Here is a 13,986-nt window from a genome sequence, read left to right as displayed (position 1 = left end):
ATTCAGTGGATGCGGCGGGCTTTGCCGTACCTCTAGATAGGCGAGTGCAGTCCCTGAGCTCCACTACCTGCGTGGGAGAGTTGGTCGCGCGGGTTGGCTAGCTGGCAGGCGTCCATGGAGAGGCATCCACAGCCAATGCATCCGGTCAGCCGTGTTTCGAGCTCTTCGATGGCCTGGCGCCGGCGTTCTAGGACTCGTTTCCACTCGTTGGAGGCACGCTGCCAGTCGGCTTCGCTGGGTCGATGGTCCATGGGGACCGACTCGAGTGCGGCTCGAATGTCGGCCAAGGGGATGCCGAGGTTGCGGCCCACCGAGATGAGCGTTATTCGGCGGATGAGGTGTCGCGGGTAGCGTCGCTGGTTGCCCGCCGTGCGATGCGCGGTCAGTAGCCCCTGCGATTCATAAAAGTGTAATGCGGAGCGTGCCACGCCGGTGCGTTCGCTGATCTGACCGATGCTCAGCAGGTCTTCGGGATCTGCATCGGTCGGTGATGGCTGGTCGTGATCTTCTGTTCTGGGTGAATGTGACAATGGGCACCTCGCAGGGTCATGAATTGACCTCAAGTTTACTTGAGGTTCTACGATGGCAGGCACAAGAAGTTATCCGGTGATGCCATTGGTGACCGGACGTAGCGAAAGGAGCTGCGCTGTAGATGAGCACGCTCGCCGAAAATTTTCGATCCGCATTTCGCACCCACCCGGCAGGAGTGTCGCTGCTGAGCGCCAACCCGTTCGGTGCCCCGGTGGGCCTGACCATCTCGAGTCTGGCTTCGCTGTCGCTGGACCCGGTGGCGGTCTCCTTTTCGCTCACCCGGGACTCGGGCTCGGCCGGTGCGTTGCTTCAGGCACCCACCTTCGTGATTAACTTTTTAGGCGAACACCAAAGCCATGTGGCGGATGCTTTCGCCCGCAGTGATGGTGCACGGTTCACCGAGGATCAGGGGTGGGCCTACCTAGCCGATGGAGCACCCTATCTTGTGGACTCTCCAGTTGCGATGCGCGCTCGCGTGCACAGCTCCTTGCAGGTGGGCGGTTCGCGGCTGATCGCCGCGGAAGTCCTCGAGGTGATCAACGGGACCCAGGCTTCCCATCTGCTCTACCGTGACCGTACCTACCTCAGTCTGGATGGCGCGCAACCACTTGTGCCGCGGGACCATTAAGCCAGAAGGCAACCTGACGGACACTGCCGAGGCGGATGAAATTCGCCTGCGGATATTGCTCGAGGACGGCTGGGAAACGTTCACGCCATGCGTTGTGGGTTTGCATTTCCCAACGCAGGATATTGTGCGCGGGATCGCTGAAGAAGGTGTGCAAGGGACGTTCGACGTTCCCGTTGAATAGGCGTTCGCGGCGTAGCCGACGCAGGACGGTACGCCGAAGCAGCCGCCAACGTGCCTGATAGCGTGGCAGATCTAGCCAGATGATGGTATCGGCTCGCTCGCCCAGCGCCGGGCCCGCCCCAAGGTTCAGATACTGCCATTCGGTCACCCACTGCTCACGAGCGGCCAGTGCGTGCACATCGTCGAGGAACTGTTCTCTGGGCTGCCAGTTCGGACCGTGATAGAGCGCGTCGATCTCCGTGTAGGGCAAGGCCCAACGCCGGGAAAGTTCACGGGCCAACGTCGTTTTTCCCGCACCGGTGACCCCGCAAATCAGCACGCGGCGTGGTTGATGCGTGAGCGGAGCACGAAAATCCTGCATCTAGGCTTCGTCCGGCACGCGAATCATGCCCTCTTGCGCCACACTCGCCACGAGCTGTCCGGCCTGGTTATAGATTTTGCCCGTGCCGAGGGTGCGCGCCGAGGAGGCCGAGGGCGCGTGGAGCACGTAGAGCAACCATTCGTCGACCCGGAAATCCCGGTGCCACCACATGCCATGATCAAGGCTGGCGATGCTCAGCCCGGGGTGCACCCAGGTCATCGAGTGTCGGCGCAGCGCCGGTTCGAGCAGCATATAGTCGCTGGCATAGGCGAGCGCGGCGCGATGCAAAGCCGGATCGTCGGGCATCGGCGCGGTTGTACGCATCCACACGGCCGAATCGGCGCTCTGCTCGGGGGCCGCAGCCAAATAGATCGGCTCGGTGACATGCCGGACGTCGAAAGGGCGTTCGTAGGCCCATTCGTGGGCTATTGGATGCTTAATGTGGCCGATGAGTTCCGCGGTGGTGGGTAGCGAGTCCGGCGTGGGAATACCGGTGGGCATCGGGTCGTGGTGATCCAGCCCGCTCGCCGGCTCCTGGAAGGACGCGATCATCGACAGGATCGGTTCGCCGTTCTGGTAGGCGTGGACGCGGCGGGCCGAAAAAGACCGGCCGTCGCGTAGGCGCTGGACACCAAAGGTGATCGGCTGGGCCGGGTCGCCGGGCCGCAGGAAGTATCCGTGCATGGAGTGGATGGGCCGGTTCGGCTCGACGGTGCGGGTTCCGGCGATAATCGACTGTGCCAGGACCTGGCCGCCGAACACGCGGGTGCGGGTCTGGCGCGGTGTGTGCCCCACGAAGACATCCTCGTCGGTGCGGGCACCGTTGCCATCGTCGAGGTTCAATAGATCCAATAGCACCTGGGTGGTGCCTAATTCCTCTGCCACGTCGTTGACTCCTTGATGTGAATTTCCTGAAAAAGACTTTACCCGTACCTTTTGGTTACACACAGGTTGTCCCGCGCGCGTTCAGGGTCGGCGTCAAATGACGGAGTTGTCACATGCTTCCTGCGAATGAACTGGGGCGTGAGAATATGAGGACATGGCAAGTGACGCACTGATTTTCGACGACTCCGCATCCGTACTCGACTTGGCAAATCTTATTGCCCGAGCCAAGGCGGTGCATGAGGACGCGGCCCTGTTCACCGCGCGTGGCCAAGCGCTGGCGGTCTATGTGCCGGTGTTGGTTCCGGCCGAATTGGGTGCGGGGGACTACACGGTGCTGGCCATGCGAGTGCACCGACTGGCCGAACCAGCCGACTTGAACGCGGCCTATGAGCTTTCGGCCATCCAGGATCGGCTGGCGCGCATGGGGGAGGAGTCCACCCGCTTTGTGGTGCCACCGGTCGAAGCGGTACCGGCGTGGGCGGGCATTCAGGTGCCGATCTCTGGCTGGGAAGCGGCCGGCGCGCTGCAGAACGCGGAGCTGGCGCAGGCCGCCCAGCGCGGGATCGATGCGGTGGCTCAGGCACTACCCGAGAATCCAGGCAAACCGGTCATTGGCCAGGTCCGGCAGCGAATCTGGTCCTCCCCGCTCGCCGCCGAGCACCAAGAACTACCGCTCGGGGCCGCCTTTGCCCTACACGCTCTGGGGCTACTGCCTTCTACCGGGCAGAGCTCGGTACTACGCCAAGGCAGCTGGATGCGAGTGAGCAACGAGCGAGGCCACGTGTTGGTGCGCCGGGCTCCAGCGCTGAATCTTTCCTAATCCACCGACTTAGTCGGGGCGGTTGACCAGCGAGAAGGCGGCGCGTTCGAAGTACTCACGCAGAGTTTCGGCGTGCAACATCGGCAGATCGAGCTGGTCGATGGCCTTGTTCATATGCCGTAGCCAGGTATCGCGATAGTGCGCGTTGACCGGAAAAGGCATGTGGCGCATGCGCAGGCGTGGGTGGCCGCGGTGTTCGGAGTAGGTGCTGGGTCCGCCCCAGTACTGCTCGAGGAAGAGCTGCAAACGAATCTGCGCCGGGTACAGGTCCTGTTCTGGGTAAAGCTGGCGGAAATCCTCGTCCTCGGCCACCGAGGCATAGAAGTTTTTGGTGAGCGCAGCGAATACGCGACGGCCGCCGACCTCGGCGTAGAAGGTGCCGGCGTAGTCGGCCACATCCACCTCGGTTTCGGCGAGCCGCAGGAACTCGTCGCTCGATGGCCCGGTAACCACCGGGTTGCTCAGCGGGTCGCGCTTGACGGTGTGCGGCAGGGGATTGTGCTCGGTCATTTCAGCTTTCTTGATCGGTGGGGGCCAAAGGTTCGTGGTGGACGGGAAAATTCACCGAGCGAGCGATGAAGCACACCTTATTCGCCTGGGCGTGTAATGAGTCGGCCAGCTCGCGTTGGCTTTCATCGACCAAGCTCACCTGTGGGTGCAGGGTTGCGGAGGTGAACTGGCCACTGTGATCTCGGTTCAGTTGCATGATTCCGGTGGCCTCGTCCCGGTACCCGCTGACGTTGACCGAGTGCAGCACCGCTAAATGCAGGTACGAGAGCATATGGCATTGGCTCAGCGCCGCCAACAGAAGTTGCTCCGGGTTCCACCGATCACGTGCCCCATGGAAGGTTGCGTCGGCGCTGCCAGCTAAGGTCGGCACGCCTTCGGCGCTGACTATGTGATCACGGGAGTATGCGCGATACCCGCTGGTGCCTTGGCCGAGGTTCCCGGTCCAGTGCACCGCCACGCGGTACTGATGTTCTGTGCCGTCCATATCACCTATTCTTCCATCTTCGAGGCGCTACGTGGGCATAGACGACGGCGGCCCCTTCCGCTGTGTGAAGGAGCCGCCGTACGCTACGCGGGCAAGCCGTCGGGTTGTCTCCGAACCCTAGGCCTGGCTGCCCTGGGTGACGCGGGACTGGTCGGCTTCCTGAGCGGCGAGCGAACGCACCACGTCCGCGCGGGCTTCGACGAGTAGTCGGCGCAGTGCCTGATGCCGGTCGCCGAGTTCTTGCAGGAACGCGTCGGTGGCTTCGAGTACCGCCGCGCTGGCCACGCTGCCGGGGTAGAGGCCGATGACAATCTGCTTGGCCATCTCGTGGGAGAAGGTCTCCCAGGTGGGGATCAGCAGCGCGAAGTAGCGTTCGGCAAAGCCGGAGATCAGCGAGTCATCGTGGGCCTTGGAGAACCCGGCGATCACCGCCTGCTGCTGGTCATTGGACAGGGTTCCCGAGGTAGCCAGTGCGAAGGCCTCCTCCTTGATGGCCGCTACCGGCTGTGCAGCCCACGCGGTGTACCAGCTGGCCTTGCCCTTGGCCGTATCGTCCGCTGCCAAGGAAGCCGCCAAGGACTGCTCGTCCATTCGTCCACCGGCCGAGAGCGCAATATCCAGCGCCCACTTAAGATCGGTGTCGAGCACCAGGCCGGGCAGGCTGTGGGCGCCAGAGCGCAGGTCCGCCACCCGATCCAGCTGTTCGGCCGTGCGTGAACGTGCGGCGAAGGCGCGCACGAACTGCAACTGGGCGTCGGAGCCCGCCTCGGCGGCAGAAGCCAGTTCCCAGAGTCGCTCGGCGCTGGTTGCGGCCAGCTCGGTGGCATGCTCACGGGAGACGTAGTGATCCAGGGCGGTGCTCAGCTGGCGCAGCAGCACCATGATCACCGAAGAATCAGCCTCATGTCCCACATTGTTCAGCAGCAACTGCACGTAGTCACTGGCCGCGGTCTCGGCGTCGCGCACCGCATCCCAGGCGGCGCTCCAGACGAGGGTGCGCGGTAGCGAGTCGGCGAAGGACTTTAGATGTTCGGTGGCGGTGGCCAGCGACTGCTCGTCGAGACGAATCTTCGCGTAGGTGAGGTCGTCGTCGTTCAGGAGCACCAACGCCGGGCGGGCGCGGCCCACGAGTGCCGGGACCTCGGTCAGTTCCCCGTCGATGTCGAGCTCTTCACGGTGGGTGCGTACCAAAGTGCCGGATGCGTCGAGGTCATAGAAGCCCACCGCGAGACGGTGGCGGCGCAGCGTGGGGTAGTCGGCGGCGGCTTGCTGCACGATGGCGAAGTCGGTGATCTTTCCGTCCTGGTCCGCGGCGATGCGGGCGGTGAGCGTGTTGACTCCGGCAGTTTCGAGCCATTCGGCGCCCCAGTGGCTCAGGTCGCGTCCGCTGGCGGCCTCCAGCTCACGCAGCAGGTCGGGCAGTTCGGTGTTGGACCAGGCGTGCTTGGCGAAGTACGCACGCACTCCGGCCATGAATTCTTCTTGGCCCACGAAGGCCACGAGCTGGCGCAGGACCGAGGCGCCCTTGGCATAGGTGATGCCGTCGAAGTTGACCTCGACGTCTTCCAGATCGTTGATCGGAGCGACGATCGGGTGGGTGCTGGGCAGCTGATCCTGGCGGTAGGCCCAGTTCTTCTCCAGCATGTTGAAGGTGGTCCAGGAGCTGGTGAACTCGGTGTTCTGCGCGGCCGCCAGGGTAGACATGAATTCGGCGAAGGACTCGTTGAGCCACAGGTCATTCCACCACTTCATGGTGACAAGGTCGCCGAACCACATATGTGCCAGTTCGTGCAAAATCGTGATGGCGCGGCGCTCGACCATTGCGTGAGTCGGGCGCGAGCGGAAGACGTATTCCTCGAGGAAGGTCACCGCGCCGGCGTTCTCCATGGCACCGGCGTTGAACTCCGGTACGAAAAGCTGATCGTACTTTTCGAAGGGGTACGGGGTGCCGAAGTTCTTCTCGAAGAATTCGAATCCCTGGCGCGTGATCTTCACGATCTCATCGGCGTCGAGGTGCTGCATGAGCGACGAGCGGGCGAAGACGCCCAGTTCGATGGTGCGCCCATCGCTGGAGGTCAACGAGTCGCGTACCGCCTGGTAGGGGCCGGCGATGAGGGCCGTGACGTAGCAGGACATGCGCTGGGTCGGGGCGAAGTCCCAGCGCTTGGCCTCGCCGACCTCGCTCGGCTGCGGCGTCGGCGAATTGGACACGACGTTCCAGTGAGCCGGGGCGGTGACGCTGAATTGGTAGGTAGCCTTCAGATCCGGCTGCTCGAAAACGGCGAACATGCGACGGGCGTCGGCCACCTCAAACTGGGTGTAGAGGTAAACCTCGTTATCGACCGGGTCGACGAAGCGGTGCAAACCTTCGCCGGTGTTCATGTAGCGGGCATCGGCGTCGATGACCAGCACGTTGTCGGCCGCGAGGTTGGGCAACTGGATGCGGATCCCATCGTTGATGGCAGCGACGTCGAGTTCCTGCCCGTTGAGGGTTACCGAGCGTACGGTGTCGGTGACCGCATCGATGAAGCTGCTGGCCCCAGCGGTGGCGGAGAAACGTACCGTGGTCTTGGAGGTGAACACGCGCTCGCCGCGGGTCAAATCGAGTTCGACGTGGTAACTCTCGACCGAGATGATCGAGGCACGCTCTTGGGCCTCGGCGCGGGTGAGATTCATTCCAGGCATGATGCTCCGGCTTCCTGCGGGGGACCCGCACTAGTTGTGAAACAAATATTGAATATCACTGCAATTGTGGCATGGAGAACCCCATCGCGCGCAAGTGCCTCGACATAGATTCTTCTGCCCGTGCCATCAGCGCGCCATCGCGGGCGCCTAAGTGTCCGAGTACTGGACCGGTGATGAGCGCGAGACGCCTCAAACTCGCTAGAGTAGAACGGTCACTGATTGGCCGTCTTCTCCTTATGAAATGGGGCAACCACATGCGCGTGCATATCGCGACCGACCACGCAGGTCTCGAGCTTTCCGACTACCTGATCAAGCACCTCACCGCCAAGGGCTACGAGATGGTCAACCACGGCCCAACCTCCTATGACCCGGAAGACGACTACCCGGCCTTCTGCCTGAACGCCGCCAAGGCTGTTGTCGCCGATCAGCGCGCCGGAGTCGAAGCGCTCGGAATCGTGCTCGGCGGTTCGGGCAACGGTGAGCAGATCGCGGCCAACAAGGTCGAAGGAGTGCGCGCGGCACTGGCATGGAATCTGGATACCGCAAAGCTGGCCCGCGAACACAACGACGCGAATGTCATTGCCGTCGGTGGTCGCCAGCACAGCGTGGAAGAAGCCGCCGAACTGATCGAGGCCTTCCTGGCCGAACCATTTAGCGGTGCCGAGCGCCATGCGCGCCGCATCGGCAAGATCGCGACCTACGAAACCACCGGCGAGATCGTCGACTAACCGTGCCCGAAGGACATTCCCTACATCGCCTCGCCCGCCAGATGGATGACGTCTTCGGCGGGCAGGCGGTGGCCGTCAGCTCCCCGCAGGGGCGCTTTGCACTTGACGCCGCCCGGATCGATGGCCATGTGCTCGAATCCGCCTTCTCCAAGGGCAAGCAACTCTTCTGCCACTTCTCCAACGACCTGTACCTCCGTGTGCACCTTGGGCTGTATGGTGCGTTCGATTTCGGCGGCGACGAGTACTTCCGGGGCGCCTCGTCTATCGGTGCGCCGCGCCGGGTGGGGGAGCGCGAAAGTTCGCAGAGTGCGGCACCCGAGCCCTACACCGGGCCGCCCGAACCGGTCGGTGCGGTGCGTGCGCGCGTGGTCTCGGAGCATGGATGGGCCGATTTGCGTGGGCCGACCGCCTGCGAGGTGCTCGAGCACGATCAGGTGCAACGGCAGTTGGCCAAGCTTGGGCCCGACCCGCTGGTTGCGGCCGCGGCGCGCTTCGATGCCGTTAAGGGACGTGCGATTCTCCAGGAGCCACAAGCCCTGTTGGAGGCTGGCCTTAGGGAGTTCAGGGCAAAGCTAGCGCGCACACGTACCCCGATTGGCACCGCGCTGATGAACCAGGAGCTGATTAGCGGGGTAGGAAACATCTACCGTGCCGAGGTGCTCTTTCGCCAGAGGCTCGACCCGCAGCAGCCCGCCAACGACATTTCGGCGCGAAAATTGCGCGCCCTGTGGTTTGACCTTGTTGCACTCATGGAGGACGGGGTGCGCCAGGGAAAGATCATCACCACCGAGGAAGCGGATCGGGAGCCAGGCCTGCCGTTATGGCCAGATAACGCTTATTACGTCTATCAGCGTCAGGGGCGCCAATGCCGCCGTTGTTCCGCACAGGTGAGTTTGGCCGAAGTCGCCGGGCGCAAGCTGTACTGGTGCCCGCGTTGCCAGCGCCGCCGCTAGGGCCAATGGCGCTCACGCTCGGCAACTGCAGGGGGAACCCGTCGATTTGCACGGCGTGAGCGACATGGTCTAAACTGAATCTCGTTCGCGGTTCAGGCCGCTGACATGGGGATGTAGCTTAATGGTAAAGCCTTAGTCTTCCAAACTAATGACGCGGGTTCGATTCCCGTCATCCCCTCCGAAGGCATCGTCAGAGATGCTTGAAGGCCCGGAAGTATTCACTTCCGGGCCTATTGCCTTAACCGTCAACTGACCCTTAGCGGTGGCGTAGGACGAGGTTGGATCGCCAATACAGTGAGGCGTACATTACACAATCGCGCCATGAAGCGGTTCAGTTTTGAAATGTGCGCGGTGACGTGTAAGTTAGATGCTTGTGACCAGGCGGGATGACTCGCTGGAAACAGGTCACAACAACTACCGAATTATTTCGTGAATATTTTGATTCACTAGGTATTTCGCGGGGTGTAGCTCAGCTTGGCTAGAGCGCGCGCTTTGGGAGCGTGAGGTCGCAGGTTCGAATCCTGTCACCCCGACACATGCGAGGTTCTCGTTGGTTTCTCGAGGAGGCCATCGCATGGGCTTGACCCACAGCCTAAGGGGTCACCGGCTTGGACGCGGTCCGCGGATCATCGTCTGGCCACAACGATTAGTGGATGCAGGAGAGCGCAGGTTAGACTGTTCACTGCTAATCGGGGTGTAGCTCAGCTTGGCTAGAGCGCGCGCTTTGGGAGCGTGAGGTCGCAGGTTCGAATCCTGTCACCCCGACTCTGGAGAACAACCCCGCAACACCACGATGTTGCGGGGTTTTTTGCAGATTAGACCTAATTATTAGACAACCCAGGAGTACAAGGCTGTGAAGAGCGCCGTTGAAAACCTGAACCCGACTCGGGTTAAGCTCACCGTCGAGGTTCCGTACGAGGAGCTGAAGCCGCGCATCGACGAGGCATACAAGACCATCGCGCAGCAGATTCAGGTGCCGGGCTTCCGTAAGGGCAAGGTTCCTTCCCGCCTGATCGATCAGCGCGTCGGCCGCGGCTACGTCATTGAGACCGCCGTGAACGAGGGTCTGAATGAGTACTACCAGAAGGCCATGGTCGAGAACGAGCTGACCCCGCTCTCGCGCCCTGAGGTGGATATCACCGAACTGCCTTCCCTGGAGAACGTCGGCGAGGGCCAGCTGGTCTTCACCCTCGAGGTGGACATCCGCCCGAAGGTTGAACTGCCGGACTACAAGGGCATCGAGGTCACCGTCGAGGCTAAGGAAGTTGCCGACGAGGACATCGAGAAGGCTCTGGACGACCTGCGCGGTCGCTTCGGCACCCTGAAGGAGGTTGAGGCTCCGGCCGCAGCCGATTCCTTCGTGACCATCGACCTGACCGCCACCGTTGATGGCGAAGAGGTTGACTCGGCTCAGGGTCTGTCCTACCAGATCGGTTCGGGCAACATGCTCGAGGGCATGGACGAGGCACTGACCGGCCTGACCGCCGGCGAGGACGCCACCTTCGAGACCACCCTGGCAGGCGGTGAGCACGCCGGTCAGTCGGCCACCGTCAAGGTTGTCGTCACCGCCGTGAAGCAGCGCGAACTGCCAGAGGCCAACGATGACTTCGCTCAGCTGGCCTCCGAGTTCGACACCATCGCCGAACTGCGTGAGTCGCTGTCCAAGGACGCCGCCGAGGGCAAGGTCGTCGAGCAGGGCGTCGAGGCCCGCGAACTGGTGCTGGACAAGCTCCTCGAGCTGGTTGAGGTTCCGGTTCCGGCTGGCGTCATCGACGAGCAGATCGAGCAGCACTTCGACAACCCGCAGGCCGAAGCAGACCACGACACCGACGAGCACCGCGCCGAGGTTCGCCAGAACACCGAGCGTGCCTTCAAGAACGAGATCGTGCTGGACGCCGTCGCCGAGGCCGAAGAGGTTGGCGTCGAGCAGTCCGAGCTGATCGACTACATCGTGCAGACCGCCGGTCAGTACGGCATGGACCCGAACCAGTTCGCCCAGATGCTCGACGGTGCCGGCCAGGTGCCGATGCTGCTCGGCGAGGTGCGTCGCCGCAAGGCACTGGCCAAGGTCCTCGAGTACGCCGTGGTCACCGACTCCAACGGTGCCACCGTTGACCTGAGCTCCTTCGTGAAGCCAGCCGGTGAAGAGGAAGCTGCCGAAGAGGTCGCCGCCGAGTAGTCACCGACACTCACATAACAGAAGTCGCCGGAACCCCCGCACAGCGCGGGTGGGCCGGCGACTTTTGTCGTTCGCCCTCGGCGCACTCATGCGCCGTGAGCGAAAACCGGGCATGAAACGCCCCAAGGGCCAGTTGAAATCAGTAATCTCAAAGTAACCACTCGAAGTTGCGGCTCCGCCGGGAGCTGCACGATCCGATCTACACGTTTGGAAGAGGTAGAGAACATGCCACATGATTCGCGCACTCCCACCATGGCTACCGTCGAAGCAGCCAGCCGTGAGGACTACATCTACAACCGGCTGCTCAAGGAGCGCATCATTTGGCTGGGCTCCGAGGTCCGCGACGAGAACGCCAATGCCATCTGCTCGCAGCTGCTGTTGCTTTCCGCAGAGGACCCGGAGAAGGACATCTACCTGTACATCAACTCGCCGGGTGGCTCGATCACCGCGGGCATGGCCATCTACGACACCATGAAGTTCATTCCGAACGATGTGGTGACCGTGGCAACCGGTCTGGCAGCTTCCATGGGGCAGTTCCTGCTCTCCTCGGGTACTCCGGGCAAGCGTTTCGCGACCCCGAACGCTCGTATTCTGATGCACCAGCCATCCGGTGGTATCGGCGGTACGGCCTCGGACATCAAGATCCAGGCCGAACTGATCATGCACATGAAGAAGGTTATGAGCGAGCTGACCGCGGAGCAGACCGGCCAGACCGTCGAGCAGATTCTGTTGGATAACCAGCGCGATAAGTGGTTCACCGCGGAGGAAGGCCTGGAATACGGCTTCTTTGACCAGATTGCCCAGCATGCCGGTTCGGTGACCGGTGGCGGCGGAGTCGGCAACAAGTAACAACCGCCTGCACCCACCACCGAACGCAGAATTTCAAGGAGAAATCATGTACTTCAATCAGGAAGCCACCGCCGGCGCAATGCCCTCCGCACGCTACATCCTGCCGCAGTTTGAGGAGCGTACCCCGTACGGTTTCAAGCGCCAGGACCCCTACGCGAAACTCTTCGAAGATCGCATCATCTTCCTCGGAGCCCAGGTTGATGACGCCTCGGCAGATGACGTCATGGCTCAGCTGTTGGTGCTCGAATCCATGGACCCGGAGCGCGATGTCACCCTGTACATCAACTCGCCCGGTGGCTCGTTCACCGCGATGACGGCTATCTACGACACCATCCAGTTCATCCGTCCAGAGGTGCAGACGGTCTGCCTCGGTCAGGCAGCTTCGGCCGCCGCCGTGCTCTTGGCCGCCGGCACCCCGGGCAAGCGTCTGGCCCTGCCGAACGCCCGCGTGCTGATCCACCAGCCGGCTATGGGTGGCGGCGAACGTGGTACGGCAACCGACCTGCAGATTCAGGCCGAAGAAGTCATGCGCATGCGCGAATGGATGGAAAAGACCATCTCCGATCACACCGGCCAGGAAGTGTCCAAGGTGGGCAATGACGTAGAGCGTGATCTGTACATGACGGCGGAAGAAGCAAAGGCCTACGGCATCGTCGACGAGGTGCTGACCCCGCGTAAGTTGAACCGCGCGCAGCTGGGCCACTAGGCACGATTAGCGACGCACACGCTGTCGAGTAGCTGATTGCCGGCAACCTGCGACCCCGTGATGGGGCGCGCGGGTTGTCGGCTTCATGCCATCTTCGGCTAATTTGGGGATCTCCTGATTTAGAATGAGGGGGAGTCCACGGCAATCCAACAATGGGAGATTAGTGCTATGGCACGAATGGGCGAAGGCTCGGATCTGCTGAAATGTTCTTTCTGCGGAAAGAGCCAGAAGCAAGTGAAGAAGTTGATTGCAGGCCACGGGGTCTACATCTGCACCGAGTGCATCGAACTATGCAATGAGATCATTGCCGAGGAGTTCGCCGAAGAGCAGGTCGCCGAAGACTTTACCCTCCCGAAGCCGCGCGAGATCTTCGATTCTCTCCAGGAATATGTCATCGGCCAGGAGAACGCCAAGCGCGCCCTGTCGGTGGCGGTGTACAACCACTACAAGCGCATCCACGGGTCCCCGGATAAGGCTCCCGTCGCAGCCTTGACCAATGACGATCCGCTGTCAGAGGTTGAGGTTTCCAAGTCAAATATCATGATGATCGGCCCGACGGGTTGCGGTAAGACTTATTTGGCGCAGTCTCTAGCCCGGAAACTGAACGTGCCCTTCGCCGTGGCCGACGCGACCAGCCTCACCGAGGCCGGATATGTCGGTGAAGACGTTGAGAACATTCTGCTGAAATTGATTCAGGCCGCCGACTACGACGTCAAGCGGGCCGAAACCGGCATCATCTATATCGATGAAATCGACAAGATTTCGCGCAAGAGCGAAAACCCATCGATTACTCGCGATGTCTCCGGTGAAGGCGTGCAGCAGGCCCTGCTGAAGATCCTCGAGGGAACGGTCGCCGCGGTTCCTCCGCAGGGTGGGCGCAAGCACCCACATCAAGATTTTCTCCAGTTGGATACCACCAATATTCTCTTCATCGTTGCCGGAGCATTCGCGGGACTCGAAGAGATCATCTCGAGCCGCGCGGGCCGAAAGGGCATTGGATTCGGGGCGCCGCTCACCGCCATCAAATCCGAGACCCCTTCGTACTCCGATGTGCGTCCCGAAGACCTTTTGAAGTTTGGTTTGATCCCAGAATTCATTGGTCGTCTTCCGGTGATCACCACGGTCGAACATCTGGATCGCGACGCCTTGGTTCGAGTGCTCACCGAGCCGCGCAATGCCTTGGTCAAGCAGTATCAGAAGATGTTCCAGATGGACGGAGTGCAACTCTCCTTCGACGCGGGCGCCCTGGAGGCCATTGCGGAGAAGGCCATTGAACGCGAGACCGGAGCGCGCGGTTTGCGTTCCATTCTCGAAGAAACCCTCGGCGGCATCATGTTTGACCTGCCTAGCCGGGAGGACGTTGCCGAGGTTGTGATCTCGCGCGAGACCGTCCTAGAGGGCGCCGAGCCGGTTATGCTCACCCATGAGTTGGCCGCGAAGCGCAATCAGAAGTCCGCATAGTTTTCCGTCACCCTAACCCAGAAAGT

Annotated in this window: 14 protein-coding genes and 3 tRNA genes; 11 read left to right on the top strand and 6 right to left on the bottom strand. The window is 61.9% G+C overall.

Annotation, left to right across the window (positions count from 1 at the left end; genetic code table 11):
- Nucleotides 1-32: 32 nt before the first annotated feature.
- Nucleotides 33-530, bottom strand: a complete 498-nt coding sequence (gene soxR, locus ACYU0X_RS10035; RefSeq protein ID WP_461900521.1) for a redox-sensitive transcriptional activator SoxR — start codon at nt 528-530, stop codon at nt 33-35.
- Nucleotides 531-652: 122 nt separating this feature from the next.
- On the opposite strand from soxR, the gene ACYU0X_RS10030 reads away from it, so the two are divergent.
- The gene (locus tag ACYU0X_RS10030) at nt 653-1,159 is read left to right on the top strand and encodes a flavin reductase family protein (protein WP_418906806.1); all 507 of its coding nucleotides are present in this window, start codon (nt 653-655) and stop codon (nt 1,157-1,159) included.
- On the opposite strand, the gene ACYU0X_RS10025 is transcribed toward ACYU0X_RS10030, so the two are convergent.
- Both ACYU0X_RS10025 and ACYU0X_RS10020 read right to left on the bottom strand, forming a co-directional pair.
- Nucleotides 1,116-1,700, bottom strand: a complete 585-nt coding sequence (locus ACYU0X_RS10025) for a P-loop NTPase family protein (RefSeq protein ID WP_461900519.1) — start codon at nt 1,698-1,700, stop codon at nt 1,116-1,118. The genes ACYU0X_RS10030 and ACYU0X_RS10025 overlap by 44 nt on opposite strands.
- Nucleotides 1,701-2,585, bottom strand: a complete 885-nt coding sequence (locus ACYU0X_RS10020) for an acyl-CoA thioesterase (RefSeq protein WP_459273493.1) — start codon at nt 2,583-2,585, stop codon at nt 1,701-1,703.
- 154 nt (nt 2,586-2,739) lie between these two features.
- Here ACYU0X_RS10020 and ACYU0X_RS10015 point away from each other — a divergent pair, with 154 nt between their 5' ends.
- Nucleotides 2,740-3,405, top strand: coding sequence for a hypothetical protein (locus tag ACYU0X_RS10015; RefSeq protein ID WP_461900518.1), 666 nt, complete (start codon nt 2,740-2,742; stop codon nt 3,403-3,405).
- A gap of 9 nt (nt 3,406-3,414) precedes the next feature.
- Here ACYU0X_RS10015 and ACYU0X_RS10010 read toward each other — a convergent pair whose 3' ends face one another.
- The 3 genes from ACYU0X_RS10010 to pepN form a co-directional block, all read right to left on the bottom strand.
- A complete protein-coding gene (locus tag ACYU0X_RS10010; RefSeq protein WP_461900516.1) occupies nt 3,415-3,915 on the bottom strand; it encodes a globin in 501 nt (166 codons plus the stop codon).
- Between the two features lies 1 nt (nt 3,916).
- Nucleotides 3,917-4,399, bottom strand: a complete 483-nt coding sequence (locus tag ACYU0X_RS10005; protein ID WP_418906801.1) for an OsmC family protein — start codon at nt 4,397-4,399, stop codon at nt 3,917-3,919.
- Between the two features lie 117 nt (nt 4,400-4,516).
- A complete protein-coding gene (gene pepN / locus ACYU0X_RS10000; RefSeq protein WP_418906800.1) occupies nt 4,517-7,084 on the bottom strand; it encodes an aminopeptidase N in 2,568 nt (855 codons plus the stop codon).
- Nucleotides 7,085-7,338: 254 nt separating this feature from the next.
- Here pepN and ACYU0X_RS09995 point away from each other — a divergent pair, with 254 nt between their 5' ends.
- The 9 genes from ACYU0X_RS09995 to clpX all read left to right on the top strand — a co-directional run bounded on the left by ACYU0X_RS09995 (nt 7,339) and on the right by clpX (nt 13,960).
- Nucleotides 7,339-7,812: a ribose-5-phosphate isomerase gene (locus ACYU0X_RS09995; protein WP_418906799.1), complete on the top strand. Its 474-nt coding sequence runs from the start codon at nt 7,339-7,341 to the stop codon at nt 7,810-7,812.
- A gap of 2 nt (nt 7,813-7,814) precedes the next feature.
- Nucleotides 7,815-8,765: an Fpg/Nei family DNA glycosylase gene (locus ACYU0X_RS09990; RefSeq protein WP_461900513.1), complete on the top strand. Its 951-nt coding sequence runs from the start codon at nt 7,815-7,817 to the stop codon at nt 8,763-8,765.
- A 107-nt stretch (nt 8,766-8,872) separates the two neighbouring features.
- A tRNA-Gly gene (locus tag ACYU0X_RS09985) sits at nt 8,873-8,943 on the top strand.
- Nucleotides 8,944-9,223: 280 nt separating this feature from the next.
- Nucleotides 9,224-9,298, top strand: a tRNA-Pro gene (locus ACYU0X_RS09980).
- Between the two features lie 157 nt (nt 9,299-9,455).
- Nucleotides 9,456-9,530 (top strand) — tRNA-Pro (locus tag ACYU0X_RS09975).
- Between the two features lie 88 nt (nt 9,531-9,618).
- Nucleotides 9,619-10,944, top strand: coding sequence for a trigger factor (tig, locus tag ACYU0X_RS09970; protein ID WP_461900512.1), 1,326 nt, complete (start codon nt 9,619-9,621; stop codon nt 10,942-10,944).
- Between the two features lie 252 nt (nt 10,945-11,196).
- Complete coding sequence (locus ACYU0X_RS09965; protein ID WP_309410434.1) at nt 11,197-11,793, top strand: ATP-dependent Clp protease proteolytic subunit; 597 nt, start codon at nt 11,197-11,199, stop codon at nt 11,791-11,793.
- 46 nt (nt 11,794-11,839) lie between these two features.
- Entirely contained in the window at nt 11,840-12,499 is a 660-nt protein-coding gene (locus ACYU0X_RS09960; protein WP_309406838.1) for an ATP-dependent Clp protease proteolytic subunit, read from the top strand.
- A 168-nt stretch (nt 12,500-12,667) separates the two neighbouring features.
- Nucleotides 12,668-13,960, top strand: a complete 1,293-nt coding sequence (gene clpX / locus ACYU0X_RS09955; protein ID WP_309406839.1) for an ATP-dependent Clp protease ATP-binding subunit ClpX — start codon at nt 12,668-12,670, stop codon at nt 13,958-13,960.
- Nucleotides 13,961-13,986: the final 26 nt, after the last annotated feature.

It is taken from the genome of Glutamicibacter sp. X7, from assembly GCF_054889245.1.
Note: the sequence above shows the minus strand (reverse complement) of the source record. Positions and strands in the feature narration are given on the sequence as shown.

Coding starts and splice junctions, on each gene's coding strand:
- ACYU0X_RS10015 (WP_461900518.1), top strand. CDS start 2,740: ATGGCAAGTGACGCACTGATTTTCGACGACTCCGCATCCGTACTCGAC.
- ACYU0X_RS09965 (WP_309410434.1), top strand. CDS start 11,197: ATGGCTACCGTCGAAGCAGCCAGCCGTGAGGACTACATCTACAACCGG.
- ACYU0X_RS10025 (WP_461900519.1), bottom strand. CDS start 1,700: ATGCAGGATTTTCGTGCTCCGCTCACGCATCAACCACGCCGCGTGCTG.
- ACYU0X_RS10010 (WP_461900516.1), bottom strand. CDS start 3,915: ATGACCGAGCACAATCCCCTGCCGCACACCGTCAAGCGCGACCCGCTG.
- ACYU0X_RS10005 (WP_418906801.1), bottom strand. CDS start 4,399: ATGGACGGCACAGAACATCAGTACCGCGTGGCGGTGCACTGGACCGGG.
- pepN (WP_418906800.1), bottom strand. CDS start 7,084: ATGCCTGGAATGAATCTCACCCGCGCCGAGGCCCAAGAGCGTGCCTCG.
- ACYU0X_RS09995 (WP_418906799.1), top strand. CDS start 7,339: ATGCGCGTGCATATCGCGACCGACCACGCAGGTCTCGAGCTTTCCGAC.
- ACYU0X_RS10030 (WP_418906806.1), top strand. CDS start 653: ATGAGCACGCTCGCCGAAAATTTTCGATCCGCATTTCGCACCCACCCG.
- ACYU0X_RS09960 (WP_309406838.1), top strand. CDS start 11,840: ATGTACTTCAATCAGGAAGCCACCGCCGGCGCAATGCCCTCCGCACGC.
- clpX (WP_309406839.1), top strand. CDS start 12,668: ATGGCACGAATGGGCGAAGGCTCGGATCTGCTGAAATGTTCTTTCTGC.